The sequence below is a fragment of the Allobosea sp. GW821-FHT03A12 genome (assembly GCF_058986765.1).
Genome location: NZ_JBYSVZ010000003.1, coordinates 109,451 through 133,058 on the forward strand (window position 1 = coordinate 109,451; position 23,608 = coordinate 133,058).

Here is a 23,608-nt window from a genome sequence, read left to right on the forward strand (position 1 = left end):
CCCTCGGCATTCAGGATCCGTTCAAGTCGGCAGGCGCGGAATCGCGCCGTCCGACAGTCGGCCCGGAGTCTGCCGGATCCAATCATCCGGGCCAGTCAGGGGCCCAGCATGACCTTTTCACGCGTCCTGTTACCCTTTGCGGCGTTCGCACTATTGAGCGGGCAGGTCTTTGCCCAGACCGCAGCACCACCTGCAACCGCCGCCAGACCGGCGTCTCCGGTTACGGCCCCTGCCGCCAAGCCGGCGTCCCCGGCGGCGCAGCCGGCCACGATGACCGCGGAAGCCAAGGCGGCGAAATCGAAAGCCTGCTCGGCCGAGGCCGACAAGCAAGGCCTCCACGGCAAGGCTCGCAAGACGTTTCGCAGCGATTGCAGGCGGCGTTGACCGTTTGAGACGCCTGTAGAGCGGCGGACGACGAGCGTTCGCTCGCCCCGCGTGCAACTGGCCAGCGGCCGAACCTGGGCCGGATATCGCATTCTCGCGAGCCGGCCTGGAGTCGCTGCGCCCAGGCGAGGAAACTTGCCGACGGGAACCGAGCGCTGCTCCAGTTTCTGGAGGGACCCCCGTATTTTCGTGCAATGTTCGCGTTGTATCGCGGCTGCGAAGCGGCATCGAACCCGCCCAGCCCGCGCCTCGCGAGGTCCTGCAGCTCTGGCACGGCCCTTGCCAAGCGTGTCGCCTGACGGGCCGAAGAGCCGCCTCATCGGCTTCCGCACTTCGAGCTCTTCGATGCGTCGGAGCGCCCACGTTCCGGATGTCACCGGCCACGCGCACGGTCTTGCGCGGCACAGAGAAGGAGCCGGCATGCAGACCGCCCGCAATCGGGTCTTGATGATCTATCCGGCCTTCAACGCCAACTCTTTCTGGAATTACAAGGCGACATGTGCGCTCGCTGGGGCCCGCCATCCTGCCGCTCCACTGGGATTGATCACCGTCGCCGCCCTGCTCCCGACGACATGGGAGGTCCGCCTCGTCGACCTGAACACGGAGGAGCTCGGCACACAGGACCTCGACTGGGCCGATCTCGTCATGACCGGAGGCATGCTGCCCCAGCAGGACGGCGCGCTCGCGGTGATCGAGATGTGCCGATCGCGCGGCAAACCCGTCGTGGTCGGAGGTCCTGACGCGACCTCCACGCCGGAGATCTACGCCGCCGCTGATTTTCAGGTGCTCGGGGAGGCCGAGGAGATCATGGCCGATTTCGTCGCTGCCTGGACGGGTGGCGCCAGAAGCGGTGTTTTCCGCGCCGAAATGGGCAAGACCGACGTCACCAAGAGTCCGACGCCGCGTTTCGATCTTCTGACCTTCGAGAACTATCTGCATGTCGGCGTGCAGTTCTCCCGCGGCTGCCCGTTCAATTGCGAGTTCTGCGACATCATCGAGCTCTACGGGCGTGTGCCGCGCACCAAGACCAACGCGCAGGTCATGACCGAGCTCGATACCCTGTACGCGCTTGGCTATCGCGGCCATGTCGATTTCGTCGACGACAACCTGATCGGCAACAAGAAGGCGCTCAGGCAGTTCCTGCCGGCTCTCACGGACTGGATGAGGGAGAAAAACTCCCCGTTCGAATTCTCGACCGAGGCCTCGATCAATCTTGCCGATGACCCCGCCTTGATGGAGGCGATGAGCGAAGCCAATTTCTTCACGATTTTCGTCGGAATCGAGAGCCCCGACGCCGATACGCTGGTCTTGACGCAAAAGAAGCAGAACACCCGCCGCAGCCTGGCGGAGAGCGTTCACAAGATCTATCGGGCCGGGCTCTTCGTGAACGCCGGCTTCATCCTCGGCTTCGACAGCGAAAAAGGCAGCGTCGCCCGCGGCATGATCGACTGCATCGAGGATACGGCGATCCCGGTCTGCATGGTCGGCCTGCTCTATGCCCTGCCGAATACCCAGCTGACGCGGCGCCTGGACCGGGAAGGCCGCCTCGTCCTTCCTGATGATGCCGATCGTACGCAAGGGCTTGGCGACCAATGCACCGCCGGCCTCAACTTCGTGACCAGCCGCCCGCGTCGCGCCATCCTGTCGGACTACAAGGCCGTCCTGGAAGCCGTCTATGCGCCTAGCGCCTTCTTCGGCCGCGTTCGGCGGGTCGGTCGGATGCTCGACTGCACTCATCGCCGCCTGGAGCTGCCCCGATCGATGGAATGGCAGGAGCTGAAATCGTCCTGGCGCCTGTTCTGGCAGATGACGGTCGCCAAGGGCGGCGTGCGCCGCGAGTTCTGGAAGACCGTGCTCGACTGCCTCGTCCATAATCGTCAGGCACTGCCCTATGTGCTGATGATGATGGCGCTCTATCTGCATCTCGGGCCGTTTTCCCGGCATGTTATCGCCCAGCTGCAGCGGCAGATCGACAATCTGGCTGACGTTCAACCCGCAGCCTTTCCGGTGCGATTGGATCGACCGAAGGCAGCCGCGGTTGCTGTGTAGAATTGGCATCGCTGATGACAGCGCCGCGCAGGCACGCCTTGTCGGCTGACGCACGTTCGGTTGGGCCGGGATCAACTGAACGGAGCGTGCACGAAAACCGACAGGTGAGCATGGTCCGGTCGCAAAAGTGGGTCCCACTTTTGCCGAACATGTTCTAGACCGGCATCCATGGATTCGATCAGCAAACCGGTCTCGCTGCGCGAGCATGTCGTTCCCGTCGAAGCCGGCGAGCATGTCGTCGGCGCTATCTGGCTGAAGCAGACGCTGGCGCTCGCCCTCGCCGATGGCCGGGTGCTGCGCTGGCAGGGCGGCGAGACCGAGAGCGTCGAGGCGCATGGCGGTGGGTTGCTCTGCATCGCCTCGGATAGCGTGCGCCTGATCAGCGGCGGCGATGACGGCCGCGTCGTTGCGACTTCGGCCGAAGGCGAGCCGGAAGAGATCGCGCGCGATCCGAAGCGCCGCTGGATCGATGCCGTCACCATGTCGTCCTCCGGCAGCATCGCCTGGAACAGCGGCCGCGACGTCCACGCCCGCGACGACAAGAGCAAGCTCAGGTCGATCGAGGTCGCCTCGACGCCGCAGGGGCTCGCCTTCGCGCCGAAGGGCTATCGCCTCGCCATCGCCCAGATGAACGGCGTGCTGCTCTGGTATCCGAACACCGAGGCCAAGCCCGATTTCCTGGAATGGAAGGGCTCGCATCTCGACGTGACCTGGTCGCCCGACGGGCGCTTCGTCGTCACAGCGATGCAGGAGAATGCGCTGCATGGCTGGCGCCTCGGCGAGAAGCCGAGCCATATGCGGATGACCGGCTATCCGGCCAAGCCCCGCTCGCTGTCCTGGTCGCATGACGGGCTCTGGCTCGCCTCCAGCGGCGCGGATGCCGCGATCGTCTGGCCCTTCCAGGGCGAGGGACCGACCGGCAAGGCCCCGCGCGAATGTGGCGCGCGCCACGCCAAGGTCACCCGCGTCGCCTTCCATCCCAAGGCGCTGGTGCTGGCGATCGGCTACGATGACGGCTGCATCCTGCTGGTTCGCCTGACCGACGCTTCCGAACTGCTGGTGCGGCCGGCGCAGCGCGGCAGCGGCATCACCGCTTTCGCCTGGGACAAGCTCGGCAAGCGCCTCGCCTTCGGCACCGAGGACGGCGAAGCCGGCGTGCTGACGCTGCCGGGCGGCTGAGGACGCGATGCGCTTCGGCCTGTTCGGCAAGGACAAGCGCGACGCCGCCGGGGCCGATGCCGCGGCGCAGGTCAAACGACAGGTGCGCGAGCTGCTCGGCCTGCCCGAGAATGCCGTGATCGCCGTCAACGAGATCCTCTGCGCCGATCCCGCCTGCCCCGGCACCGAGACGGTGATCCTGGTGATGAAGCCCGGCGAGAAGACCAGGGCGTTCAAGGTCCAGATGGGGCTGGCGGAGCTGACTCCGGAGGCGCTGGCGGGGGCACTGTCTGCGGCGCAATAGGCCCAGTCTTTTCTCATCCTGCCTGCCGTGCTAGGTTACATGTAACCAATGTGAGGGTTATGGCATGACCTCTCCGGGCAGCAAGCTGAAGGTCCGCCGTCATCGCGAGCGTCTGCGTGAGCAGGGGCTGCGGCCGATCCAGATCTGGGTTCCGGACGTCCGATCCACCGGTTTCCGGGCGGAAGCACATCGCCAGTCGCAGGCGGTCGCGCGGAGCCCGCAGGCGGCGGAAGACCAGGCCTTCATCGACGCAATCTCGGTAGGCGAAGCCGAATGAAGCGCGGCGAAGTCTGGACCGTTTCTGGCGGCCCGGACTATGCTGGAAAGCCGCGGCCGGTGGTGATCGTCCAGGACGACAATTTCGACGCCACCGCCTCAATCACCGTCTGTGCTTTCACCACCGACGAGACCGACGCACCGTTGTTCCGGCTGCCGATAACACCTGAAGCCCGCAATGGCTTGCGCTCGCCGAGCCGGCTCATGGTCGACAAGCTCACCACGGTCCCGAAGAGCAAGCTCGGCGAGTGCATTGGAAAGCTCGACGATGAGGACATGGTGCGGCTCAACCGGGCGATTGCGGTGTTCCTGGGACTGGGAGCGTCGTCGCGGACGAGCGGTGGCGAATGACGTGGTCAGTGACGCGCCTCTCGCAGCCGACAACCCCTGTCAGGAATGAGGGGGGTCGCCACTTATCGATACTTCCACTTGCAACTAGCTTGCTGCCATGGCGACGCGACCGCGAAAGATTCTGAAACTCGACAAGGCGGAGGCGCGCCGGATCTGGCTCAAGGCTCAGAAGCTCGACGCGCGTGAGCCCTTCGGCTCCGGCCCGGAGGCGACGACCGCCGCCGTCGCCCATCTCGGCTATGTCCAGATCGACACGATCAATGTGGTCGAGCGCTGCCACCACCACATCCTCTACAGCCGGATCCCGGACTATCGCCGCGACGATCTCGCGCAGGCGCAGTCGCAGGACAAGGCGGTGTTCGAGTACTGGACGCATGCGCTGTCCTATGTGCCGACTGTCGACCTGCGCTATTTCCTGCCGGCGATGAAGGCGCATCGCGCCGAGCCCAAGCGCTGGGCCTCGGTCGGCAGCCGCGAGGAGACGCGCAAGCTGCTGCGCCGCATCCGCAAGGACGGGGCCCTCACCATCCGCGACATCGACACCGACGTGCTGGTCGAGAAGACGCATCTCTGGGCGAGCAAGAAGCCGTCGAAAGGACTGCTCGAACGCGCCTTCTACGATGGCGAGCTCGCGATCTCCGCCCGTTCCGGCATGCTCAAGACCTATGAGCTGATCGACCGCCATTTCGGCTGGGAGAAGCAGCCGGCGCCGGCATCGGAACGCCAGGTTGCGGCCTACAAGCTCGACCGCGCCCTGCGCGCCCAGGGCATCGTCAGCCTCGATTCGATCTGCCATCTCGATGCGCCCAGCAAGAAGGGCGTCGCCGAGCTGATCGCCGCGCGCGTCAGGCGCAAGGAGTTGGTGCCGTTAGCGATCGAGGGTGCGGACAAGGCGCCGCATTGGGCCGCGCCGGAGGTGCTCGAACCATCCGCGCCGGCGGACGGCAGCCTCGTCCACATTCTCTCGCCCTTCGATCCGCTGATCATCCAGCGCAAGCGGCTGAAGCTGTTCTTCGGCTATGACCATCTCTTCGAGGCCTATCTGCCGAAGGAGAAGCGCGTCTTCGGCTATTTCGGCCTGCCGGTGCTGGCGGGGGATCGCATCGTCGCCGTCGCGGATCTCAAGGCCGACCGGGCGGCACGCAAGCTGCTGGTACAGCAATGGACCTGGCTGGAGCCGGAGCCGTCGGCAGACCTGCGGCGGCAGGTTGACGAGGAGATGGGGCGCTTCGAACGCTTTCAGCTTGGGTGAGTGGCGCTCAAGCGCCAGTTTTAAGTTTGTCTGTACCTTTTCGTTGTTTAGACCAAATTAATAAATGCAAAATTGCTAGTGGAAAAACAACTGTAGCAGCGCCAATTAGATTATAATCTAAATAAAATGAAATAATTCCCATAAAAATAATTGACAAAGATGAGATTATTTTTCGTTTTAAGCCGATTTCTGTTAGAAATGTGCCAACAGAGGCGACTATTGTAACCAATATTGGATTCCCAAGAAAATTTACGATATTTTCGAAGAACAAGCTCATACCTTTCGATCTTTCCCGTGATAGAGCTCATTGAAATTCGCTGTCAGCAGACAACTTGAGACTTTTGCTAATTTCGCGGCCAGCGGAAATCGTCGGCGCGACCGGGGCGCGGCTCGGGTGCGATGCCCTGGCCGAAGACGCGGTCGAGACCTGCTGCGACGTCGCCGCGGCCGCGCGCTTCCTGGATCGAGGCGATCAGCGCTGCATCCCCGCCAGGGGAGACCGCCCCGGTCAGGGGCAGGATCGGGCCGGCGAGGGGTCTGGGCGGGACCACCGGCAGGAGAGGAAGGTCGGTCGGCATGCCGCTGACCATGCGGTCGATCAGGCGCTCGACATCCATAGGCTGCGCGGGCGCCGCCGGCGTGCCCTCTGCTTCCGGAGGAACAGGCAAGGCTATGACATTCTGCGTCGGCGTCTTCTCCAGGATCCGGCGGATGACGACGTCGACGAAATGCGCCGCCTTGCGGGCGCCGGCCTTGGTGAAATGCACGCCGTCGCCGAGCCTCAACCGCGCGGTCTGGCCGTTCACATCCGGCCCGATGGCGGCGTAGCGGTTCTCGCCGTCGACATAGGCGCCCCAGAGATCGACGAACTCGCCGCCGGCCGCCTCGGCGCCCTTGCGGAAGAGATCGTTCAGCGTGGTCAGGTCGGCCGAGAGGCGGGCGTTCTGCATCGGCGGCGCGCCGACCCAGATCAGCGGCACGCGCTTAGCGCTGAAGGCCGAGGCGACGGCCTCGATCCGGGCTTTGTAGAGCTGGAGCCAGCGCTCGCTCAGCGGCTCATGGGTGATCTCGCCCTCGCGGATCACCTGGCGGTCGTTCGGCCCGAGCACCACGACGCCGACCATGACCTTGGCGTCGGCCGCCAGGAGCTCGCCGGCCGCTTTCGGCCAGTCGTAAAAATCGGTGCGGACCAGCCCGCTATCGGCCTTGGCCTTGTTCTCGACGGCGACGTCGGCACGATCCTGCAGGCTGTCCTCCAGCCCCTCGGCGATCTGCCCGGCGAGCGTGTCGCCGATGACCAGGACATGGTGGTTGACGTCGACCTTGGGGATGACCGGATCGTCGCGGACGACGACGCGCGTCGGTGCCCGGCGCTGCTGGACCGGAGCGACACGCTGGCGCTGCGGCCGCGGCTGCGCCACAGGCCGCTCCGGGATCTGCCAGAACATGTTGAACAGGCTGCGGCCCTGCGGCGGCGCCTGCGGTATCCGGCCGGGCGGCACCGGATTCTGGGCGATCGAGACCGGTCCGCCGGTGACGAGCACGAGCAGGGCCGCTGCCAGGACCATGAAGAGCGAACGCAGGCGCATCATGCTCTCGATCGGCGTCGGTCAGAGGGTGACGCCGCCGGCAATATAGTCGCGATCGCCCGCTTCGTCAGCGGGGCGCCTTCATCCGTGCCAGCAGCGCCGGAGTCGGATAGCCGTCGGCGAGCAGGCCGACGCGCAGCTGGTACTGCCGGACCGCATCGCGCGTACCGGTGCCGATGCGCCCGTCGGCGTCGTGATTGTAGAGGCCTAAGCCCTTCAGCCGGTGCTGGACGTCGGTGATCCCTGCCTTGTCGAGGCGCGGCGCCTTCACCGGCCAGTCGCTCTGCAGGGCAGGGCGGCCCATGATCCGGTCGCCGAGATGGCCGACGGCCAGCGCATAGGCGTCGGAGGAATTGTACTTCTTGATGACGTCGAAATTCGCGGTCAGCAGCAGGGCAGGGCCGGTATGGCCGGCCGGATAGAACAGCCTGGCCTCGCCGGAGGAGGGCAGCGAGCCGCCATCCGCCCGGCGCACCCCGGCGGCGCGGAAGGACGAGAAGCTGGCGCGGTAGAGATTATGGTCGAAGCCCTCGGGCACCACGACCTCGATGCCCCAGGGCAGGCCGGGGGTCCAGCCATAGCCCTTGAGGTAGTTGGCGGTCGAGGCGATGGCGTCGCTGGTCGAGGTCCAGATGTCGGCATGGCCGTCGCCGGTCTGGTCGACCGCGTATTTCATGTAGCTCGACGGCATGAACTGGGTGTGGCCCATCGCGCCGGCCCAGGAGCCGCGCAGCTCGCTGCGCTCGACATAGCCCTTCTCGATCAGCTCCAGCGCAGTCAGGAGTTCGTCACGGAAGAAGTCGCCGCGATAGCGGATGTTCGCCAGCGTCGCGAGCGAGCGGATCACGTCCTTGTCGCCCTTGAACGAGCCGTAATTGGTTTCCATCCCCCAGATGCCGAGGATGATCTCCTTGGGCACGCCATAGCGGGATTCGGCCTGGGCGAGCACGCTCGCATGGGCGTCGAGCATCTCGCGGCCGCGCGAGATCCGGCCGCCGCCGACGGCGCTGTTGAGATAGCTCCAGATCGGCGCGGTGAATTCCGACTGCTTGCGTGTCAGCGCCACGATGGAGGGATCGGGCGTCACGCCCTGGAAGGCGAGGTCGAAGGTCTTGCGCGAAATGCCGCGCGCCTGCGCCATCGGCCAGAGCGTCTTCAGGAAGCCGTCGAGGCCCGGTGCGGCCGGCCGTGCCTCGGGCCTGGGAGCTTGCGCCCGCGCCGGATTGATCGAACCCGTCGTCTGCGCGAGCGCCGGCCCGAGGCCGAGCGCCACGGCGAAGGCGAGAACGGTGACGGGGCGCATGGTTGCTCCTCTGGCTCGGTCGCAGTGTCTTTCCACCACAGCGCCCGATCGAGGTTAACCATGGGTTAACGCCGCGCCAAATCCCGTTGTTCAGCTCGCATTGCGCTTGCGCAGGCTCTCCTCCCAGGCGAGCGCCTGGGTGACGATCTGCGTGAGGTCGTCATGCTGCGGCTGCCAACCGAGCTCGGCGCGGATGCGATCGGCCTTGGCGACCAGCGCGGCCGGGTCGCCCGGGCGGCGCGGCGAGAGCCGGACCGGGAAATCGACGCCCGAGACCTCTTTCACCACCTCGACGACTTCCTTGACCGAATAGCCGCGGCCATAACCGCAATTCAGCGTCAGACTGCCGCCGCCGGTGCGCAGATGGTCGAGCGCGGCGAGATGGGCGCGGGCGAGGTCGGTGACGTGGATGTAGTCGCGGATGCAGGTGCCGTCCGGCGTCGCATAGTCGGTGCCGAAGATGTCGAGCCCGGCGCGCTGGCCGAGCGCCGCCTGGCTCGCGACCTTGATCAGATGGGTGGCGTTGGTGCTGGACTGGCCTGAACGCCCCTTGGGATCGGCGCCGGCGACGTTGAAATAGCGCAAGGCAACATAGGTCAGGCCGTGGGCGCGGGCGACGTCGCCGAGCATCCATTCGCTCATCAGCTTGGAGCGGCCATAGGGGTTGATCGGGTTGAGCGCGATCTCCTCCGGCACCGGCGAGACCGGTGGCTCGCCATAGACGGCGGCGGTCGAGGAAAAGATCACATGCTTGACGCCGCCGCGCACGGCGCTCTCCAGCAAAGCGCGCGTCTTGACGGTGTTGTTGTGGTAGTAGCCGAGCGGATCCGATACCGAATCCGGCACGACGATCTTCGCGGCAAAATGCGCGATCTCGCTGATGCCGTGCTCGGCGATGGTGCGCGCGACCAGGGCCTGGTCGCCCATGTCGCCGCGCACGAGCGTTGCTTCCTGCGGCACCGCCCACCAGAAGCCGGTCGAGAGATCGTCGAGCACGACCACCTTCTCGCCGCGGTCCAGCAGTTCGAGGACCATGTGGCTGCCGATATAGCCGGCGCCGCCCGAAACCAGAATCGCCATCTTCGTCTCCTCGTCACGTGACCGGCATAATCCGGAATCACGACAGTTCGATCCAGCCTCTCCGGCGCACATGGCTAATCTCGGGCGCCGCTCGGGTGAAGCCATGCAAGAATGATGGCCAGGGCGGCAGAACCGGCAGAATGCCGGAAAAGCATTGACGTATCGGCAAGGCCCTACTGGTATTCGAAGATGGGGCCGGCCCGGCTTTCGCCAGAATCGCGGGCCAGCCTTTAGCAGCCGGCATGAATGGGGCGAAGCCGGCCCTCCAGAAGCCCTCCGACCTCAGCAGGCGCGCGCCGCAGGGCGTGCGAGATGGACGCGCATGATCAAGAAAATCCGCAAGGCGGTCTTCCCCGTCGCTGGTCTCGGCACCCGCTTCCTGCCCGCCACCAAGGCGATCCCGAAGGAGATGCTGACCATCGTCGACCGGCCGGTGGTCCAGCATGTCGTCGACGAGGCGCGCGCCGCCGGCATCGAGCATTTCGTCTTCGTCACCGGCCGCAACAAGGCCGTGATCGAGGACCATTTCGACATGGCCTATGAGCTCGACGACACGCTGGCCAAGCGTGGCAAGACCAAGGAGCTCGAGGCGCTCAAGCACGACCTGCCGGCCGCCGGCACGGCGAGCTTCACCCGCCAGCAGGCGCCGCTCGGTCTCGGCCATGCCGTCTGGTGCGCCCGCGACATCGTCGGCGACGAGCCTTTCGCGCTGCTGCTGCCCGACATGCTGCATCACGGGGCCGGCAAGGGCTGCCTCGCCGAGATGATCGCAGCCTATGAGGAGCATGGTGGCAACCACATCGCGGTGGCGCCGGTCCCGGAGGACCAGACCCACCAATACGGCATTGTCGGCGTCGCCGACGCCAAGGCCAAGGTCTCGCAGATCAGCAAGATGGTCGAGAAGCCGCCGAAGGGCACGGCCCCATCGAACCTGCACATCACCGGCCGCTACATCCTGCAGCCGACGATCTTCGATCTGCTCGCCAAGCAGGAGAAGGGCGCCGGCAATGAGATCCAGCTGACCGATTCGATGATCGCGCTGGCGCAGCAGGAAAAATTCTTCGCCGTGCGTTTCGACGGCGACATCTACGACACCGGCTCGAAGATCGGCTTCCTCAGCGCCAATGTCGCCTATGCGCTGGAGCGCGGCGATCTCGGCCCGCAACTGCGGGCTGAGATCGAGCGGCTGCTGAAGAAATAGCAAACGCTGAACGCCATGGTCGGGACGAGCCCGACCATGGCTGGTTTCTCAATGACAGGGATCAGCCCGCCTTGGCCTTCTTGGCCCGCTCGATCGCCTCGACGATCAGCTGCTTGGCCTTGGCGGCGTCGCCCCAGCCGGTGAGCTTGACCCACTTGCCGGGCTCCAGATCCTTGTAGTGCTCGAAGAAGTGCTGGATCTGGTCGAGCGTGATCTGCGGCAGATCGGTGTAGTTCGTCACGTTCTCGTAGCGCTTGGTCAGCTTGGGGACCGGCACGGCGATGATCTTCTCGTCGCCGCCGCCCTCGTCCTCCATCATCATCACGCCGATCGGGCGGACTGCGATGTAGGAGCCCGGCACCAGCGGGCGCGTATTGGCGACGAGGACGTCGCAGGGATCGCCGTCTTCCGAGAGCGTATGCGGGATGAAGCCGTAGTTCCCGGGATAGCGCATCGGCGTATAGAGGAAGCGGTCGACGAAGAGCGTGCCGGCTTCCTTGTCCATCTCGTACTTGATCGGTTCGCCGCCGATGGCGACCTCGATCACGACGTTGACCTCTTCGGGGGGATTCTTGCCGATGGCGATGGCGTCGAGCCGCATGTACCTGACCTGTCGATGGTAAAACTTCCGCGGCGTTATGCGCGGTTGCGGCGCAAAGGCCAAGCCCGGCTTTTAGTCGGAGTTACCGATTTGCGCAGCAGGGCTCCCGCTGCTATCGGGCCGGCATGACAGGTGCGATCCCATGCTGAACCGCTGGCGGCGGCCGGAAGACCGTTATGCGAGGCGCATGGCGCGGATTGCACGCTGGGACCGCCCCTTGCGCGGCCGGCTCGACCGCGCCCGCGCCTGGGCCAACATGCTCCTGGCCGATCATGGCATCTTCCGGCTCGCCTATCTCAACGCCCATCGCGTCACGCCGCAGCTCTGGCGCGCCGCCCAGCCGGCCCCGACCGACATCGCCTGGTTTGCGCGCCAGGGCGTGAAGACCATCGTCAACCTGCGCGGCGGCCGCGAGCACGGCGCCTGGCCGCTGCAGAAGGAGGCCTGCGAGCGCCATGGCATCGCGCTGGTCGAGTTCATCCTGCGTTCGCGCGGCGCGCCCGACCGCGACACCATCCTCGCCGCGCCGGCCTTCTTCGCCGGGCTCGAGACGCCGGCGCTGGTGCACTGCAAGTCCGGCGCCGACCGGGCCGGCTTCTTCGCCGCGCTCTATCTGCTGGTCCACGAGAAGCGACCTCTGGCCGAGGCGATGGCCGAGCTCTCGCTGCGCTATGGCCATTTTCGCTTCGCCAAGACCGGCATCCTCGACGCCTTCTTCGATGCCTATGCCCGCGAGGGCGCCAGCAAGGGCACGCCGTTCCTCGACTGGGTGGCGAAGGACTACGATCCAGAGCGCCTTGAGCGCGAGTTCAAGCCGGGCTTCTTCTCGTCGCTGCTCGCCGACCGGCTGATCCGGCGAGAATAGTCGGGTTTAGGCGACGCCGACTGCCCGCTGCTCGCCGATCGCGGTCCATGTCAGGCGCAGGTGCAGGAGCAGGCGCCCGAGCGAGATCAGGCCGATCACCGCGAGCACCGCCGGGGACAGGCTGCCGAAGCCCCAGATCACGATCGCCGCGGCGGCCAGCGCGATCGCATTGGCCGTCATCTGGCTCTGCGGGCGCGACGAGAACGCGCCCATCTCCTGCAAGGGCCCGACCAGCGCGCCGCAGCCATAGAACAGCGCCATGATCGCCATCACCTCGCCGATGCCGCCCCATTTGGTGCCGCTCAGGAGGAATTCGTCGGTACCGACGGCGACGAAGGCGATCGTGGTGAAGAGCGCTCCCACGATCACCACCATGCCCAGGGTGAGCAGCCGAGCCCGCTTCTGCTGATCGAGGCCGCGATGCTTGCGCAGGTCGCTCATCACCAGCGGGGTCGTCACGGCGCCGAACATCTGCGCCGGCATGTCGAGCAGGCGCGTCGCCAGTGCGACATGGGCGGCCAGGACCGGATTGCTCGATAGCGGCAAGGCCAGCAGCGGAGCCGCCGAGAAGCCGAAGGAGAGCAGCGCCGAGGGCAGGAGGAAGGTCGGCGAGCTGCGCCATTGCCATCCCGCCGCGACCAATTCGGTCAGCGACCAGCGCGATGGGTGCATCAGGCGCAGCAGCGAGCCGCGCCGCCGCCAGGCGAGATAGCAGGCGGTGGCGGCATGGCCGAAGGCGTCCGCCGCGAAGAGGGCCAGCGCGGTCGGCCCAAGCGGCCAGATCAGCAGGATCATCATCCCCGGCTGGAGGAGCGCCTGGACGATGTTGCTGTTGCCGATCGTGGCGAAATCGCCTTCCGCCGTGGCTTCCGCCAGCAGCAGCCGGATTGCCGCCCGACTCGCCAGCGAGATCAGGAAGAGCGCGCCGAAGCCGCGCAGGACCCAGCCCTGCGCCGCCGCGAACAGGATCGCGAGAGCGGCGACGGCGAGAAAAACGACGCCGGTGGCCACGGCCAGGCGGAAGGCCCGGCCCAGACGCAGCCGGTCGTTGTTCTGGAAGAACACCGCCTCGAACCGCAGCAGCACGGCGATCGACATGAAATTGGCCAGAGCCGCGAAGATCGCGAAATCGGCGAAGACCTTGGGCGGGCAAAGGGCAGCGGCCAGCAGCAGCCCCCACACCGACAGCAGGCGCGCCTGCACGAAGCGCAGCGCCAGCATGGCGCCGTCGCGGAAGCCGGTCTTCTGGGTGAGCGACGACAGCGCAGCCCTGGGAGTGGCCGCGGTCGATGCCGGTCCGATCAGGTCCTTGGCGAGACTGACCCGGGTCAGAGCGAGCTGTGCCGCCATCTCAGCGTCCTCAGCCGGGGCCATGGGCAGGTCGTCCGCGCCGGCCGGCTGGCCATGGCGCTTGCCTGTCGGAGCTCGCACGCGATCAATGGGATCGATCACGTCGCTTCGCTCCGCGGGTGGAAGGCTGCGCCTCTATGGTTAACGCTTGGTAAATTCTCGGTCTTTCGCGATGTCGCTGCAGTCACTTGACCGGTATGATGGTGCGTATGGCGGAAAAGTGGCGATTGACGTCATTTATCAGTGATCCACCTGCGGCCATGCGCCTGACGCCTGACAAGAAAGCCTCCGCCGGCGGACGGCGGAGGCTTCGATTGATGTGTCCGGCAGCCCGAGCCGGTTGGTCTCAGGCGAAGTCGCGCTTCAGCGCCTCGAAGCGGGCGACCTGGTCGGGCAGCAATTCGCGCGCCGCGTCGCGGCGGACGAAGACCTTGAACATGGCTTCGCCCGCACCGTTGAAGAACTGCACGGAGCAGGAGCGGCGGCCGTGGAAGGCACGGTCGACCAGATAGATCGCCTTGCAGTTGCCGGCCTTGATGTGTCCGCCGATCGGGCTGTCGCCATGGATGTTGTAGTAGCCATGGCCGAAGGAGCCGACCGGCAGCGCGCCCTCGCATTCGAGCACGATGTCGGGCGTGTGCACGATGAAGAGCACCGTGCCCCAGGTCGCAAGCTCCTGCCAGAGCGCCTCGAAGCGCTCCGCGGCGATGAAGCGGCGCTGGTCGTCCGGGGTCGCCTCCAGCACGGCGAGCGTCGAGACGCCGTGCTCACGCGCGACGGCCTCGATCACGCCGTCCGGCTTGGCGGCGAGCGCCGCCCGGACCTTCTCCATCGCCTCGGCCGGGGCGGGCGGGGCCAATGTCTCAGCAAGCGACATCGTGATCAGCCTCTCACTCGGCCGCCTGGCGCGGCAGATGCGGGTTGTGCTCGGTCAGGATCGTCTCGAAGCCCTCGAACTCGGGGTGGCCGAGATAGAGCGGCGTCGGCCGGGGCTGGCCCGCATTGCGATGCGACTCGCGGAACTGGTCCGACTTGGTCCAGGCGGTGAAGTCGTCCTTCGAGGCCCAGGTCGTGTGCGAGGAGTAGAGGGTGTGGTCCTCCTTCTCCGGGCCCTTGAGCAGATGGAAGGCGATGAAGCCCTTCATCTCGTCGAGGCGGGTCTTGCGCGAGGACCAGACCGTCTCGAAGGCCTCCTCCTCCCCCTTGACGACCTTGAAGCGGTTCATGGCGATGAACATCGGGAAATCCTCGGCGGTTTGGAAAAACGTGATGGTCCGGCAGCTTCCGCCGCTCTTGACCCTCCTTAGTAAAGCTGCATATCACCGTCAATAACGGCTCCAATAATCGTTGTTTTGAACGATTGTAAAAGAGCTATTACTTTGTAATGACTTTAGTGTAGCTGGGCGTCGCAGGCGCTTCTGCTGCGCGCGGTCGCATGCACGAGATCGATCATGGGTACGCTGCAAGCGCCTTCATCCGCTCCGCTCGCGGGCCTCAGGGCCAAGCGCCTCGGTCGCGAGGTCGCGGCCGCTGCCGTCATTTCGCTGTTGGCGATGGGCGGCCTTGCCGGGTCGCTCGAACCGCTGGCCGTCGTCGCGCCTGCCCAGGCGCAGACCGCCGAGCGCATCGTCGCAGCCGGTGGCGTCGTCACCGAGGTGCTCTACGCGCTAGGCCAGCAGGACAAAGTCGTCGGCGTCGACACCACGAGCCAGTGGCCGCCGGAAGCGCTGAAGGACAAGAAGAGCGTCGGCTATGTCCGGGCGCTCTCGGCCGAGGGCGTGCTGTCGCTGAAACCCTCGCAGGTCATCGCCGTGGAGGGCGCCGGCCCGCCCGACGCGCTCGCCTTGCTCAAGGAATCCGGCACGCCGATCACGATGATCCCGGAGGCGCTTTCTCCGGAGGCCGTCGTCGGCAAGATCGCCGCGATCGGTAAGGCCGCCGGCGTCGCCGAGCCGGCGCAGCAGCTCGCCGCCACGGTGAAGGGGCGTTTCGACGAGCTCGACAAGCTGCGTGCCAGCCTGCCCAGGCAGAAGCGCGTCCTGTTCGTGCTCTCCCTGCAGAACGGGCGCATCATGGTTGGCGGCCGGGCTACCACGGCCGATGCGATCATCACGCTCGCCGGCGGCGTCAACGCCGCGGATGCGGTCGAGGGCTTCAAGCCGATGACCGACGAGGCGATCATCACTGCGGCGCCCGACGTCATCCTGATGATGCGCTTCAGCAGCGCCCATAATGCTTCGCCGGAGGAGGTCTTCGCCATGCCGGCCTTCTCGGAGACGCCGGCGGCCAAGCAGAAATCGCTGATCCGGATGGACGGGCTCTATCTGCTCGGCTTTGGCCCGCGCACCCCGAACGCGGCGCGCGACCTGATGGCCGAGCTCTATCCCGAAGCCAAGATCGCGCAGCTTTCCACCGCCAAATGACTCTCGCCGTGAAGCAGGCCCCGAATGCGAGTGCTGCGGCGCTGGCCGTGCTCACCGCTGGCCATCGCCGCAAGGGCATGATCGCCATCGCAGCGCTGGTCGGGATCTGCCTGCTGCTGATGCTGCTCTCGCTCGGGGCAGGCGCTTTCGCCATCGCGCCCGGCCGCGTCGCCGACATCCTGCTGGCGAAGCTCGGCTTCGGCTCTGCCGATCTCCTCGGCAGCCGCGAGGCGCTGGTCGTGCTCAATATCCGCATGCCGCGCCTGCTGCTCGGGGCGCTGGTCGGGGCCGCTCTCGCCATTTCCGGCGCGCTGATGCAGGGGCTGTTCCGCAATCCGCTCGCCGATCCCGGCCTGGTCGGCGTCTCCGCCGGCGCCGGCCTTGCCGCCGCAGCGACCATCGTCCTCGGCGACCGCCTGTTCCTGTCGGCCTTCGCGATGAAGCTGCCCTTCGCGGTGCTGCCCTTCGGCGCCTTCTTCGGCGGTCTCGTCTCGACGCTGGCGCTCTATCTGATCGCGACCCGCCAGGGCCGCACCTCGGTCGCGACCATGCTGCTCGCCGGCGTCGCGCTCGGCGCGCTCGCCGGTTCGCTCACCGGCCTGCTCGCCTTCGTCTCCGATGACCGGCAATTGCGCGACCTGACCTTCTGGTCGCTCGGCAGCCTCGGCGGCGCGAGCTGGACCAAGCTCTCGGCAGTGGCGCCGATCGTGCTCCCGCTGCTCCTCGCCGTGCCGCTGCTGGCGCGCGGGCTTAATGCGCTGATGCTGGGCGAGGCCGAGGCCTATCATCTCGGCATCCCCGTCCAGCGCATCAAGGCACTCGCGATCCTGCTTGTCGCGCTCGCCGTCGGTGCCAGCGTCGCCGCAGCCGGCGTGATCGGCTTCGTCGGCATCGTCGTGCCGCATCTGATCCGGCTCTCGATCGGCCCCGATCATCGCCTGCTGCTGCCGCTTTCGGCTGTCGGCGGCGCGGCCCTGCTGGTCGGTGCCGACATCGTCGCCCGCCTCGTCGTCGTGCCTGCGGAATTGCCGATCGGCATCGTCACCGCCTTCATCGGCGCGCCCTTCTTCCTCTGGCTGCTGCTGCGCCGCGGCCGGATCGCGGAGCTCTGAGCATGGCTGCGCTGCTTGAAGCCGACGGCCTCTCCTTCTCCGTGCGCGGCAGCACACTGGTGCGCGGCGCTTCGCTCGCGCTCGAAGAAGGCGCCACCACCATCGTTGTCGGCCCCAACGGCGCCGGCAAATCGACCCTGCTCAAGCTGCTCACCGGCGAACTTTCACCGTCGCAGGGCGCGATCCGCATCGATGGCGCGACCTTGCCTCAGATCCCGGCCTGGGAACTCGCATGCCGCCGCGCTGTGATGGTGCAGAACCAGCGCCTCGCCTTCCCGTTCAGCGTTTACGAGGTCGCCCGCCTCGGTCTGGAAGGGGTCGGCCGGGCACAATCGCGTGCCCGCAAGGGTGAGATCATCGCCCAGGCGCTGGAGACCGCCGGCGTGATCGGCCTCGCCGGCAGGCAATACCAGACCCTCTCCGGCGGCGAGCAGCAGCGTGTCCAGTTCGCCAGGGCACTTTGCCAGTTGGAGGCTGGCCGCAGTGTGGCGCCGCGCCAGATCCTCTTCCTCGACGAGCCGATCGCCAGCCTCGACCTCTGCCACCAGCTCTCTCTGCTCGACGCCGCCCGCAGCATCGCCGCGCAAGGCGCCGCCGTGCTGGTCGTGCTGCATGACCTCAACCTCGCCGTGACCTATGCCGACCGGCTGGTGGTGATGCATGAGGGCGCGATCGTCGCCCAGGGCGAGCCGTCTGCTATTCTCGACGACAATCTGCTGCGCGGCGTCTTCCGCGTCTCGCTGTCCTTCAGCCGCCTGCCGCCGGCCGGCCAGCCGTTCCTGCTGCCGCAGCAGCACCTGACGCCGGTGCCGCCGGGCGGCGTCGTGCCGCTGCGCGCGGCAAGCGCCTAACGCGAACCCGGCGCGACAACTTTGCGGTTGTGCGCTGCGACAACAGGTCTATAGCGGGCGCTCCGGCGCCTTCCGCCCGATCAGGCGGGCGGGCGCATCGCTGGACCGTCGAGCGCGCCATGAACCTCCCCACCGACCGGCTTTCCTTCCCGAAGGACCGCCTCCGCGTCCTTCTGCTCGAGGGGATCAACGATTCTGCCGTCGCCGCCCTGCAGCAGGCCGGCTACACCAATCTGACCCGTCTGCCGAAGGCGCTCGACGAGGCCCAGCTGGTCGAGGCGATCGAGAAGACGCATATCCTCGGCATCCGCTCGCGCACCCAGCTGACCGAGCCGGTCTTTTCCGCCGCCAAGCGCCTCTTCGCCGTCGGCTGCTTCTCGGTTGGCACCAACCAGGTCGATCTCGACGCCGCCCGCCTGCGCGGCATCCCGGTCTTCAACGCGCCCTTCTCCAACACCCGCAGCGTCGCCGAATTGACTATCGGCGAGATCGTCATGCTGCTGCGCCGGATTCCCGATCGCTCGCGCTCGGCGCATGAGGGCGGCTGGGACAAGTCGGCGAACGGCTCTTTCGAGGTTCGCGGCAAGGTGCTCGGCATCGTCGGCTACGGCAATATCGGCAGCCAGCTCTCCAACATCGCCGAGGCGATGGGCATGCGTGTGATCTATTACGATCACACCGACCGTCTGCGCCACGGCAATACCGAACCGGTCGAGAGCCTGAAGGCGCTGCTGGCGAACAGCGACGTCGTCTCGCTGCACGTGCCTGAGACGCCCGCCACGCACAACATGATCGGCAAGGCCGAGATCGCGGCGATGAAGCAGGGCGCTTATCTCATCAACAATTCGCGCGGCACAGTGGTCGATCTCGACGCGCTCGCCGAGGGGCTGAAAAGCGGCCATCTTGCCGGCGCCGCCGTCGACGTCTTCCCGAAGGAGCCGGCCTCGAACAGCGAGCGCTTCGTCACTCCCATCCAGGGCCTGCCCAACGTCATACTGACCCCGCATGTCGGCGGCTCGACGGAAGAGGCGCAGGAGCGCATCGGCGCCGAGGTGGCGCGCAAGCTGGTCGACTATTCCGATGTCGGCTCGACCGTCGGCGCGGTCAATTTCCCGCAGGTGCAGTTGCCGGCGCGCCCGGCCGGCACCCGCTTCATCCAGGTCCAGCGCAATGCGCCGGGCATGCTGCGCCGCCTCAACGACGTCTTTGCCAGCCGCAACATCAACATCGCTGCCCAGAATTTCCAGACCGACGGCGAGATCGGCTATGTCGTGATGGAGGCCGATCCGGTCGGTGAGGTCGCGCGCGAGATCATCGAGGAGATCCGGGCGCTGGACGGCACGATCCGCGCCCGCCTGCTCTACGAACGCGGCTGATCCGGGCTATCCTTTTCGTCATTGCGAGCGTAGCGAAGCAACCCAGGGGCAGCAGCGCTCGACGTCCCCCTGGATTGCTTCGTCGCTGCGCTCCTCGCAATGACGTTTTCGGCGCCTCGGTTGATCGGAAAGCGCGTCAATCCCCGAAAGGCTCGACCACCATCTCCATCCGCTCGCCGGCGAAGACGCTGTTGACGATGTGGATCGGCGTCAGGTCGGGCAGCGCATCGATGGCATCCGACGTCAGCACCGCCGCCCCCGGCTCGATCTTGAGCAGGGCCGCCTCGCGTTCGCTGGCGAGGCGCGCCGCCAGCCGGGTCGAACGGCGGACATAATCGGGAATGCCGCAGGCCTTGAAGGCGGCGGTGATCGATGATCCCGCCTCGGTCAGGATCTCGTCGAAGCGTGGGAAGCGCTCGACGCTGAGATAATGGATGCCGGTGCCGACCGGCGTGCCGCCCGCCCGGCTCAGGGTCTCGATCGCCCAGAGCGGTGTGCCGGCAGGCAGGCCAAGCAGCGCGCAATGCTCCGCCTCGCCGGCGACCACCTCCGAAGCCAGCACCGCGCCCGACACCGCGATCCCCGCCGCGCCAAAGTTGGTGCGCATGCTGACGCGGCGGCCGAGCTTGTAGGGGAAGCGCGGCGCCGTCACCTGCGTGCCACGGCCGCGTGAGACTGTGACCAACCCACGCTCGGCCAGATGCCGGAAGGCTTGGCGCACCGTGTGCCGGTGCACGCCATAGCGCTCAGCGAGAGTGACCGATGCCGGCAGCGTGTCGCCGGGCTCGTACTCGCCCTGCTCGATCGAGGCCGCCAGCGCGTCGGCGATCCGCCGCCAGGCAGTGCCGCCATCGCCGCCCTGATTGTCCGGCGTTCCCGTCATCAAAATTTCATCCAAAATGTATAGACCTTTTTCGGCGACAGACTTATCTTAGTCTAGACATTAGCGCTTGGCGAGAGGCCGACACGGCATGACGGACATCGCGACACGCCAGCATTGGATGGCAGTGCTGGCACGAGCCACGCAAGGCGAGATCGACGCTTTGCTGCAGCAGGCCGGGCCGCTGCCGACGCATGAACTGCTCAAGGCGCCCGGGACCGGCACCATCATGGTCGAAGGCCGCGCCGGCGGCGCCGGCCGCCGCTTCAATCTCGGCGAGGCCACGGTCACGCGCTGCGTCGTCCGCCTCGACAGCGGTGCCATGGGCTTCTCCTACGCACTCGGCCGGGACGGTCGCAAGGCGCGGCTGGCGGCGATCACTGACGCGCTCCTGCAGGGCGAAATCGAGACCGGCCCGTTGCGGCGCGGCGTCTTCGCTCTCGCTCAGCAGCAGCAGGCGGCTCGCGAGCTCGCCTCGCGCAAGGCCGCGGCCACCAAGGTCGATTTCTTCACGCTGGTCAGGGGCGGCTGATGGCTCACGACGACACTCTCATCGGCGCCGGCTTCGCCGATCCGGTTTTCCAGTCGCAAGGCGCCTTCCGCGCTCTGCTGGCCACGCTCTCGGAGCCTGGCCTCGCCTGCGATCTCGGCGATGCGATCGTGCCGCCCGCCGGGCTTGAAGCCGCGACCGCCATCGCGCTGCTGACGCTCGCCGATTACGAGACCCCGATCTGGCTCCCGGCCGCCCTGCGCGACGGCCCGGCCGGCGGCTGGCTGCGTTTCCATTGCGGTGCCGCCCTCGTCGATGATCCCGCCCGCGCGGCCTTCGCCGTGATCGACGGCGCCGCGGCCGAGCCGACGCTCGCCGCCTTCAACGCCGGCGACGACCAGTTCCCCGATCGCTCCACCACCGTGCTCGTCCAGTGCGCCGGGTTTGACGATGGCGAGGCCGTCACCCTCGAAGGCCCCGGGATCGCCGGCCAGCGCAGCATCGCCCCGACTGGCCTGCGCCCCGGCTTCTGGGCCGAGGTCGAAGACAATGCTGCGGTCTATCCGCTCGGTGTCGACCTTCTGCTGGTCCATGGCGCGCAGGTGCTCGGCCTGCCGCGCTCGACGCAAATCGTGGAGGCCCGCTGATGCCCCGCCGGGAGCTTTACTGATGTATGTCGCGGTCAAAGGCGGCGAAGCCGCCATCCTCGCCACCCATGATCTCGTCGCCGAGGCACGGCGCGGCGATGACAGTGTGCCGGAGCTCGGCGTCGCGCAGATCCGTGAGCAGATGGGCCTCGCCTGTGGCCGTGTTATGAACGAGGGCTCGCTCTACGATCCCGATCTCGCCGCGCTGGCGCTGAAGCAGGCGCAGGGCGACGCGATCGAGGCCGCCTTCCTGATGCGCGCCTATCGCACGACGCTGCCGCGCTTCGGCTCCTCCGAGCCGCTCGACACCGCGAAGATGGCGATCCGCCGCCGCATCTCCGCCACCTACAAGGACCTCCCGGGCGGCCAGGTGCTCGGCCCGACCTATGACTACACCCACCGGCTCTTCGACTTCGCCCTGATGGGCGAGGCGACTTCGGGCGAGGCGCAGGCCCGTCCGGCCGCGCAGCCGCTCGACGCCTCGATGCCGCGCGTGCCGGATATCCTCGGCGCCGAGGGGCTGATGGAGGAGGAGGCGCCTCCCGCCGGCGATCCGCGCCCCTTCGACCTCACTCGCGAGCCCGTCACCTTCCCGGCCGACCGCGATGTCCGCCTGCAGGCGATGGCGCGCGGCGACGAGGGCTTCATGCTCGGCCTCGGCTACTCCGTGCAGCGCGGCTACGGCAACACCCATCCCTTCGTCGGCGAGGTCAGAGTCGGCGAGGTCGCGGTCGAGTACGTGCCGGAGGAGCTCGGCTTCGCCGTCGACCTCGGCGACGTTACCCTGACCGAATGCCAGATGGTCAACCAGTTTGCCGGCTCGAAGGAAGTGCCGCCGCAATTCACGCGCGGCTACGGGCTCTCCTTCGGCCATAGCGAGCGCAAGGCGATGTCGATGTCGTTGGTCGACCGGGCGCTGAAGGCGCGCGAATTCGGCGAGGCGACGACCTATCCTGCGCAGCAGGACGAGTTCGTCCTCTACCACTCCGACAATGTCGAGGCGGCCGGCTTCGTCGAGCATCTGAAGCTGCCGCACTATGTCGATTTCCAGGGCGAACTTGAACTGATCCGCCGCATCCGCAAGGAGCGCGAGCAGCGTCTCGCCGATCAACAGGAAGCCCTGCCGGAGGCCGCGGAATGACCGTGCACCAGAGCATCAGCGACGAGACTAGGCCGGCCTACAACTACGCCTATCTCGACGAGCAGACCAAGCGGATGATCCGCCGCGCCTTGCTCAAGGCGGTCGCGGTTCCCGGCTATCAGGTGCCGTTCGGCTCGCGCGAGATGCCGCTCGCCCGCGGCTGGGGCACAGGCGGCATCCAGGTCACCGCCGCGATCATCGGCCCGGACGATACGCTGAAAGTCATCGACCAGGGTGCCGACGACACCACCAACGCCGTCTCGATTCGCCGCTTCTTCGAGCGCACCGCCGATGCCCGCACGACCGAGGCGACCGACGAGGCGACGATCATCCAGACCCGCCACCGTATCCCGGAGGCGCCGCTGAAGGCCGGCCAGATCATGGTCTATCAGGTGCCGCAGCCCGAGCCGCTGCGGAAGCTCGAGCCGCACGAGGCCGAGACGCGCAAGATGCACGCCTGGGCCGAATACGGGCTGATGCAGGTCAAGCTCTATGAGAACATCGCCCGCTTCGGCGAGGTGACGACGACCTATGACTACCCGGTCATGGTCAATGGCCGCTATGTCATGGCGCCGTCGCCGATCCCGAAATTCGACAATCCGAAGATGCAGATGTCGCCGGCCCTGCAGCTCTTCGGCGCCGGGCGCGAGAAGCGCATCTATGCGGTGCCGCCGCATACCAGCGTGCGTAGCCTCGATTTCGAGGACCATCCCTTCCGCATCCAGAGCTGGGAGCAGCCCTGCGCGCTCTGCGGCGCCGCCGATTCCTATCTCGACGAGGTCGTGATCGACGACCAGGGCGGGCGCATGTTCGTCTGTTCCGACAGCCATCATTGCGAGACGCGGCGGGCCGAAGGCCATCGCGGCGCCATGCTCGCCGACGCCTCGGCGCTGCATCTGGTCGAAGACGAGGCCAAGCCATGAAC

General features: G+C 66.8%; 26 protein-coding genes. 17 read left to right on the forward strand and 9 right to left on the reverse strand.

Annotated elements, in window-relative coordinates:
• The first annotated feature begins 108 nt into the window (after nucleotides 1-108).
• The 7 genes from AC3WLC_RS08330 (at nucleotide 109) to AC3WLC_RS08360 (ending at nucleotide 5,774) form a co-directional block, all read left to right on the forward strand.
• Nucleotides 109-384 carry a PsiF family protein gene (locus AC3WLC_RS08330; protein ID WP_493683461.1) on the forward strand — a complete coding sequence of 92 codons (276 nt, stop codon included), beginning with the start codon at nucleotides 109-111 and terminating at the stop codon, nucleotides 382-384.
• A gap of 420 nt (nucleotides 385-804) precedes the next feature.
• A complete protein-coding gene (locus AC3WLC_RS08335; RefSeq protein ID WP_493684518.1) occupies nucleotides 805-2,433 on the forward strand; it encodes a B12-binding domain-containing radical SAM protein in 1,629 nt (542 codons plus the stop codon).
• 168 nt (nucleotides 2,434-2,601) lie between these two features.
• Nucleotides 2,602-3,612: a WD40 repeat domain-containing protein gene (locus tag AC3WLC_RS08340; protein WP_493683462.1), complete on the forward strand. Its 1,011-nt coding sequence runs from the start codon at nucleotides 2,602-2,604 to the stop codon at nucleotides 3,610-3,612.
• Between the two features lie 7 nt (nucleotides 3,613-3,619).
• Nucleotides 3,620-3,895 (forward strand): hypothetical protein, encoded by a 276-nt coding sequence (locus AC3WLC_RS08345; RefSeq protein ID WP_493683463.1) that lies wholly within the window; start codon nucleotides 3,620-3,622, stop codon nucleotides 3,893-3,895.
• Between the two features lie 64 nt (nucleotides 3,896-3,959).
• Nucleotides 3,960-4,172: an antitoxin MazE family protein gene (locus AC3WLC_RS08350; protein ID WP_493683464.1), complete on the forward strand. Its 213-nt coding sequence runs from the start codon at nucleotides 3,960-3,962 to the stop codon at nucleotides 4,170-4,172.
• Entirely contained in the window at nucleotides 4,169-4,522 is a 354-nt protein-coding gene (locus tag AC3WLC_RS08355; RefSeq protein WP_493683465.1) for a type II toxin-antitoxin system PemK/MazF family toxin, read from the forward strand. Before AC3WLC_RS08350 ends, AC3WLC_RS08355 begins: the two co-directional genes overlap by 4 nt.
• 97 nt (nucleotides 4,523-4,619) lie before the next feature.
• Nucleotides 4,620-5,774 carry a winged helix-turn-helix domain-containing protein gene (locus AC3WLC_RS08360; protein ID WP_493683466.1) on the forward strand — a complete coding sequence of 385 codons (1,155 nt, stop codon included), beginning with the start codon at nucleotides 4,620-4,622 and terminating at the stop codon, nucleotides 5,772-5,774.
• A gap of 7 nt (nucleotides 5,775-5,781) precedes the next feature.
• On the opposite strand, the gene AC3WLC_RS08365 is transcribed toward AC3WLC_RS08360, so the two are convergent.
• The 4 genes from AC3WLC_RS08365 to galE form a co-directional block, all read right to left on the reverse strand.
• Nucleotides 5,782-6,051: a hypothetical protein gene (locus AC3WLC_RS08365; RefSeq protein ID WP_493683467.1), complete on the reverse strand. Its 270-nt coding sequence runs from the start codon at nucleotides 6,049-6,051 to the stop codon at nucleotides 5,782-5,784.
• Between the two features lie 67 nt (nucleotides 6,052-6,118).
• Complete coding sequence (locus AC3WLC_RS08370; RefSeq protein ID WP_493683468.1) at nucleotides 6,119-7,363, reverse strand: SGNH/GDSL hydrolase family protein; 1,245 nt, start codon at nucleotides 7,361-7,363, stop codon at nucleotides 6,119-6,121.
• 67 nt (nucleotides 7,364-7,430) lie between these two features.
• Nucleotides 7,431-8,666, reverse strand: coding sequence for a lytic murein transglycosylase (locus tag AC3WLC_RS08375; RefSeq protein WP_493683469.1), 1,236 nt, complete (start codon nucleotides 8,664-8,666; stop codon nucleotides 7,431-7,433).
• A 90-nt stretch (nucleotides 8,667-8,756) separates the two neighbouring features.
• Nucleotides 8,757-9,746, reverse strand: coding sequence for a UDP-glucose 4-epimerase GalE (galE, locus tag AC3WLC_RS08380; RefSeq protein WP_493683470.1), 990 nt, complete (start codon nucleotides 9,744-9,746; stop codon nucleotides 8,757-8,759).
• Between the two features lie 322 nt (nucleotides 9,747-10,068).
• Here galE and galU point away from each other — a divergent pair, with 322 nt between their 5' ends.
• Nucleotides 10,069-10,947 carry a UTP--glucose-1-phosphate uridylyltransferase GalU gene (gene galU / locus AC3WLC_RS08385; RefSeq protein WP_493683471.1) on the forward strand — a complete coding sequence of 293 codons (879 nt, stop codon included), beginning with the start codon at nucleotides 10,069-10,071 and terminating at the stop codon, nucleotides 10,945-10,947.
• A 61-nt stretch (nucleotides 10,948-11,008) separates the two neighbouring features.
• Here the strand turns inward: galU and ppa are convergent, their stop codons facing one another.
• Nucleotides 11,009-11,548, reverse strand: coding sequence for an inorganic diphosphatase (gene ppa / locus AC3WLC_RS08390; protein WP_493683472.1), 540 nt, complete (start codon nucleotides 11,546-11,548; stop codon nucleotides 11,009-11,011).
• 142 nt (nucleotides 11,549-11,690) lie between these two features.
• Here ppa and AC3WLC_RS08395 point away from each other — a divergent pair, with 142 nt between their 5' ends.
• Entirely contained in the window at nucleotides 11,691-12,413 is a 723-nt protein-coding gene (locus AC3WLC_RS08395; RefSeq protein ID WP_493683473.1) for a fused DSP-PTPase phosphatase/NAD kinase-like protein, read from the forward strand.
• 6 nt (nucleotides 12,414-12,419) lie between these two features.
• On the opposite strand, the gene AC3WLC_RS08400 is transcribed toward AC3WLC_RS08395, so the two are convergent.
• From AC3WLC_RS08400 to hmuQ, 3 genes are all read right to left on the reverse strand, one after another.
• Nucleotides 12,420-13,865 (reverse strand): hypothetical protein, encoded by a 1,446-nt coding sequence (locus tag AC3WLC_RS08400; protein ID WP_493683474.1) that lies wholly within the window; start codon nucleotides 13,863-13,865, stop codon nucleotides 12,420-12,422.
• 244 nt (nucleotides 13,866-14,109) lie between these two features.
• A complete protein-coding gene (gene hutX, locus AC3WLC_RS08405) occupies nucleotides 14,110-14,640 on the reverse strand; it encodes a heme utilization cystosolic carrier protein HutX (protein ID WP_493683475.1) in 531 nt (176 codons plus the stop codon).
• 13 nt (nucleotides 14,641-14,653) lie between these two features.
• Nucleotides 14,654-15,001, reverse strand: a complete 348-nt coding sequence (hmuQ, locus tag AC3WLC_RS08410; protein ID WP_091832719.1) for a heme-degrading protein HmuQ — start codon at nucleotides 14,999-15,001, stop codon at nucleotides 14,654-14,656.
• Between the two features lie 213 nt (nucleotides 15,002-15,214).
• On the opposite strand from hmuQ, the gene AC3WLC_RS08415 reads away from it, so the two are divergent.
• The 4 genes from AC3WLC_RS08415 (at nucleotide 15,215) to serA (ending at nucleotide 19,525) form a co-directional block, all read left to right on the forward strand.
• Nucleotides 15,215-16,186, forward strand: a complete 972-nt coding sequence (locus AC3WLC_RS08415; protein WP_493683476.1) for a heme/hemin ABC transporter substrate-binding protein — start codon at nucleotides 15,215-15,217, stop codon at nucleotides 16,184-16,186.
• A 77-nt stretch (nucleotides 16,187-16,263) separates the two neighbouring features.
• A complete protein-coding gene (locus AC3WLC_RS08420) occupies nucleotides 16,264-17,298 on the forward strand; it encodes a FecCD family ABC transporter permease (RefSeq protein WP_493684519.1) in 1,035 nt (344 codons plus the stop codon).
• 2 nt (nucleotides 17,299-17,300) lie between these two features.
• Nucleotides 17,301-18,149 (forward strand): heme ABC transporter ATP-binding protein, encoded by an 849-nt coding sequence (locus AC3WLC_RS08425; protein WP_493683477.1) that lies wholly within the window; start codon nucleotides 17,301-17,303, stop codon nucleotides 18,147-18,149.
• Nucleotides 18,150-18,268: 119 nt separating this feature from the next.
• Nucleotides 18,269-19,525 (forward strand): phosphoglycerate dehydrogenase, encoded by a 1,257-nt coding sequence (gene serA, locus AC3WLC_RS08430; RefSeq protein WP_493683478.1) that lies wholly within the window; start codon nucleotides 18,269-18,271, stop codon nucleotides 19,523-19,525.
• 136 nt (nucleotides 19,526-19,661) lie between these two features.
• On the opposite strand, the gene phnF is transcribed toward serA, so the two are convergent.
• A complete protein-coding gene (gene phnF / locus AC3WLC_RS08435) occupies nucleotides 19,662-20,408 on the reverse strand; it encodes a phosphonate metabolism transcriptional regulator PhnF (RefSeq protein ID WP_493683479.1) in 747 nt (248 codons plus the stop codon).
• Between the two features lie 88 nt (nucleotides 20,409-20,496).
• Between phnF and phnG the strand changes: the two genes are divergently transcribed.
• From phnG to AC3WLC_RS08455, 4 genes are read left to right on the forward strand one after another with little or no spacing between them, the layout of a single operon-like run.
• Complete coding sequence (phnG, locus tag AC3WLC_RS08440; protein WP_493683480.1) at nucleotides 20,497-20,937, forward strand: phosphonate C-P lyase system protein PhnG; 441 nt, start codon at nucleotides 20,497-20,499, stop codon at nucleotides 20,935-20,937.
• The gene (gene phnH, locus AC3WLC_RS08445; protein WP_493683481.1) at nucleotides 20,937-21,542 is read left to right on the forward strand and encodes a phosphonate C-P lyase system protein PhnH; all 606 of its coding nucleotides are present in this window, start codon (nucleotides 20,937-20,939) and stop codon (nucleotides 21,540-21,542) included. Before phnG ends, phnH begins: the two co-directional genes overlap by 1 nt.
• 22 nt (nucleotides 21,543-21,564) lie before the next feature.
• Nucleotides 21,565-22,683: a carbon-phosphorus lyase complex subunit gene (locus AC3WLC_RS08450; protein WP_493683482.1), complete on the forward strand. Its 1,119-nt coding sequence runs from the start codon at nucleotides 21,565-21,567 to the stop codon at nucleotides 22,681-22,683.
• Complete coding sequence (locus tag AC3WLC_RS08455) at nucleotides 22,680-23,606, forward strand: alpha-D-ribose 1-methylphosphonate 5-phosphate C-P-lyase PhnJ (RefSeq protein WP_493683483.1); 927 nt, start codon at nucleotides 22,680-22,682, stop codon at nucleotides 23,604-23,606. The genes AC3WLC_RS08450 and AC3WLC_RS08455 overlap by 4 nt, the downstream gene beginning before the upstream one ends.
• Nucleotides 23,607-23,608: the final 2 nt, after the last annotated feature.

Bases quoted from the DNA above. Each gene is read 5' to 3' on its own strand.
- AC3WLC_RS08330 (WP_493683461.1), top strand. From the start codon at position 109: ATGACCTTTTCACGCGTCCTGTTACCCTTTGCGGCGTTCGCACTATTG.
- AC3WLC_RS08335 (WP_493684518.1), top strand. From the start codon at position 805: ATGCAGACCGCCCGCAATCGGGTCTTGATGATCTATCCGGCCTTCAAC.
- AC3WLC_RS08340 (WP_493683462.1), top strand. From the start codon at position 2,602: ATGGATTCGATCAGCAAACCGGTCTCGCTGCGCGAGCATGTCGTTCCC.
- AC3WLC_RS08345 (WP_493683463.1), top strand. From the start codon at position 3,620: ATGCGCTTCGGCCTGTTCGGCAAGGACAAGCGCGACGCCGCCGGGGCC.
- AC3WLC_RS08350 (WP_493683464.1), top strand. From the start codon at position 3,960: ATGACCTCTCCGGGCAGCAAGCTGAAGGTCCGCCGTCATCGCGAGCGT.
- AC3WLC_RS08355 (WP_493683465.1), top strand. From the start codon at position 4,169: ATGAAGCGCGGCGAAGTCTGGACCGTTTCTGGCGGCCCGGACTATGCT.
- AC3WLC_RS08360 (WP_493683466.1), top strand. From the start codon at position 4,620: ATGGCGACGCGACCGCGAAAGATTCTGAAACTCGACAAGGCGGAGGCG.
- AC3WLC_RS08365 (WP_493683467.1), bottom strand. From the start codon at position 6,051: ATGAGCTTGTTCTTCGAAAATATCGTAAATTTTCTTGGGAATCCAATA.
- AC3WLC_RS08370 (WP_493683468.1), bottom strand. From the start codon at position 7,363: ATGCGCCTGCGTTCGCTCTTCATGGTCCTGGCAGCGGCCCTGCTCGTG.
- AC3WLC_RS08375 (WP_493683469.1), bottom strand. From the start codon at position 8,666: ATGCGCCCCGTCACCGTTCTCGCCTTCGCCGTGGCGCTCGGCCTCGGG.
- galE (WP_493683470.1), bottom strand. From the start codon at position 9,746: ATGGCGATTCTGGTTTCGGGCGGCGCCGGCTATATCGGCAGCCACATG.
- galU (WP_493683471.1), top strand. From the start codon at position 10,069: ATGATCAAGAAAATCCGCAAGGCGGTCTTCCCCGTCGCTGGTCTCGGC.
- ppa (WP_493683472.1), bottom strand. From the start codon at position 11,548: ATGCGGCTCGACGCCATCGCCATCGGCAAGAATCCCCCCGAAGAGGTC.
- AC3WLC_RS08395 (WP_493683473.1), top strand. From the start codon at position 11,691: ATGCTGAACCGCTGGCGGCGGCCGGAAGACCGTTATGCGAGGCGCATG.
- hutX (WP_493683475.1), bottom strand. From the start codon at position 14,640: ATGTCGCTTGCTGAGACATTGGCCCCGCCCGCCCCGGCCGAGGCGATG.
- hmuQ (WP_091832719.1), bottom strand. From the start codon at position 15,001: ATGTTCATCGCCATGAACCGCTTCAAGGTCGTCAAGGGGGAGGAGGAG.
- AC3WLC_RS08415 (WP_493683476.1), top strand. From the start codon at position 15,215: ATGGGTACGCTGCAAGCGCCTTCATCCGCTCCGCTCGCGGGCCTCAGG.
- AC3WLC_RS08420 (WP_493684519.1), top strand. From the start codon at position 16,264: ATGATCGCCATCGCAGCGCTGGTCGGGATCTGCCTGCTGCTGATGCTG.
- AC3WLC_RS08425 (WP_493683477.1), top strand. From the start codon at position 17,301: ATGGCTGCGCTGCTTGAAGCCGACGGCCTCTCCTTCTCCGTGCGCGGC.
- serA (WP_493683478.1), top strand. From the start codon at position 18,269: ATGAACCTCCCCACCGACCGGCTTTCCTTCCCGAAGGACCGCCTCCGC.
- phnF (WP_493683479.1), bottom strand. From the start codon at position 20,408: ATGACGGGAACGCCGGACAATCAGGGCGGCGATGGCGGCACTGCCTGG.
- phnG (WP_493683480.1), top strand. From the start codon at position 20,497: ATGACGGACATCGCGACACGCCAGCATTGGATGGCAGTGCTGGCACGA.
- phnH (WP_493683481.1), top strand. From the start codon at position 20,937: ATGGCTCACGACGACACTCTCATCGGCGCCGGCTTCGCCGATCCGGTT.
- AC3WLC_RS08450 (WP_493683482.1), top strand. From the start codon at position 21,565: ATGTATGTCGCGGTCAAAGGCGGCGAAGCCGCCATCCTCGCCACCCAT.
- AC3WLC_RS08455 (WP_493683483.1), top strand. From the start codon at position 22,680: ATGACCGTGCACCAGAGCATCAGCGACGAGACTAGGCCGGCCTACAAC.